This is a genomic window from Bacillota bacterium (assembly GCA_018818595.1).
Lineage (GTDB): Bacteria > Bacillota_I > Bacilli_A > Izemoplasmatales > Hujiaoplasmataceae > JAHIRM01.
Map to the genome: position 1 here is coordinate 1 of JAHIRM010000030.1, position 2247 is coordinate 2247.

General features: G+C 30.0%; 3 protein-coding genes. All 3 read right to left on the bottom strand.

Annotated elements, in window-relative coordinates:
* Positions 1-131: 131 nt before the first annotated feature.
* Positions 132-725 (bottom strand): RloB family protein, encoded by a 594-nt coding sequence (locus KJ971_05400; protein MBU1145273.1) that lies wholly within the window; start codon positions 723-725, stop codon positions 132-134.
* Positions 722-1936 carry an ATP-binding protein gene (locus KJ971_05405; GenBank protein MBU1145274.1) on the bottom strand — a complete coding sequence of 405 codons (1215 nt, stop codon included), beginning with the start codon at positions 1934-1936 and terminating at the stop codon, positions 722-724. Before KJ971_05405 ends, KJ971_05400 begins: the two co-directional genes overlap by 4 nt.
* 64 nt (positions 1937-2000) lie before the next feature.
* Positions 2001-2247, bottom strand: a 247-nt coding sequence (locus tag KJ971_05410) for a hypothetical protein (GenBank protein MBU1145275.1), incomplete at its 5' end; no start/stop codon positions are given.

Genomic DNA, 2247 nt, shown 5'->3' on the forward strand with positions numbered 1-2247 from the left:
CATGAAAAATTTAAAGATCTTAAGATTGAATGCTAAAAAAACTAACTTCGTTACTATTACACTCGAAAGCGCAACAATAAAATTCCTTATGAATGGTCGTTCTTGTTTCATAACCTTGTTTTGTAGCTTTTTTAGTCCTTGAACTTTTCAATAAGTTCAACCAATTCAAATACCAGTGATAATGGATTTGCAGTTCTTTTAATCAGTTCTTTACCATCATCAACATGTTTTTTCTTAATCATTTTTGCATAGATTTTTGCTTTATTCAACTTTTCTTTGGTTTTATTGTATAACTCAGGATCGCAAGATATATAATCAGCAAATTTATCTTGAATCTTTTTTATCAATGTATCCTTTTCATAAGAACTCGGAAAATAGCCAAAGTGACATAAAATCCAATATTCAAAACAAGGATTTGAAAATGATATGAGTATCTTATTTTTGGTAGCTAATGATTTAGCCCTACCAAACTGTAAGTCAGTATTTGCATCTCTATCAAACACACAAGCAACCAAATCATTTTTTTGGAAATCTTTCCCTCTAGCAATAAACCCAATTGCATCTTGGATTATTCCATCTGCATTCTGATGTCCTGATTTTATAGTTTTTATTTCTAATCTACTGATTCTTTTGTCGATTCGTAATTTGTCAAAATACAATTTTTCCGTTTTCCCTTCACAGATAATCCAAAGCTTCTTGGTTGGTCGTAATCCAGGTCTTCTCATCTCATTTCCTCTAATAAAGTCTCATCTATAAACGGAATACCCCCAACTCTCCCATTTAAGTATGCTCTTTCAAAATCAGCATCTTCTCTAAGTGCAAAATCTAAGAGCGATCTAAGCAGGGTATTTTTATTTGATTCCTTTGAACAAATGTACACTTGATCCCTTCTAAATAAATCTTCATCAAGAAGACCCGTATTATGTGTTGTAAAGATTAACTGAGCATTTGAAACATTCTTTCTATTAAAAAGTCTAATAAGAAGCTTAGAGATATTTGGATGTAAACTAGATTCTAACTCATCAATAATTACAATTTTTCCTGAGTTTATCGCGTCAAAAAACGGGACTAACATCATTATTGTTTTTTGTGTCCCTAAGGATTCTTCTTCAATACCGAAATTTATTAGTGCACTATCCGAATTTTTATGAATAAATGTAGGATTATATACTTCAGCTTCTTCGTGTTTTTGAGAAATATCGCCTCCTTTATTTATCACAAGAGTATTTTTCCACCCTTTTTTCTTGTTAATTTGAATATCCTCAATTCCTCCAAAATCGGTTTTCTTTAGAAAACTCAGAATCCAATTATTGAGTTTTGGATTATCGGAGATTTCCTTGAAGGCCATATTAATATCGTTTAGATAAGGATTAATAGTAATATTGTTAACAATAAACTCATATGCAAGTTTGGTTTCCCCATAACCCAATTGGGTAGCTCTAGATAAATATAGAACATTATCATTCATTTGTTTTTCAATTGTTTTTTGTTGATTCTTGTTAATTGTAAACAAAAACTTCTTTGTTTTTTCTCTTTTGAATATTAAAGATTCTCTGCCTTTTGGCCAATAAAATAAATATTCATCAACAATTCTGTTGTCATCACAAGAGAAACCATATTTATACTTAATTTTCTTATAAATAAATTGTATTTCAAACCTGCTTGGTTTCTTTAAATATTTTGGATCTAATTTAAAGGGCATCCTTTTTGGATTAATATTGTTCAATTTTGTGTCCACATTGAAAGAATGTGAATGTTTAACTAAAGACCATATGAAAAAAACTGATTTAATCAAATTGGATTTTCCTGATGCATTTGGACCATAAATTACTGCTGATCTTAAAATCCTTCCTTTATCAGATTTTATTATATTTTGAGGAAGTTTTTTACTAGCGCTGGAATCCAAACTAAAAGTAATCTTTTCTTTAATTGACAAATAGTTTTCAATGGATATTTCGATTATCATTTTATTAGACAGAAAGAACTACTTATTTATATATTTATCGATTAATTTTGCACAATATCTGCAAAAAACTAAGATAAATCATCAATTTAATGAATTTATTAGAAATTATTGAAATTAACAGGTTGTAATAGTTATAAAAATTTAATCCTATTAAACCATACCTGGCGTCCATATCCCACACGGGCTCTGTAGAAAGTAAGAAAGAATTATAACCTCTGGCAGCCCTCTGGGCTGCCATGAGGGGTGGGGAGGCTTCCCCCACCATGAAAAAGAGACTAACA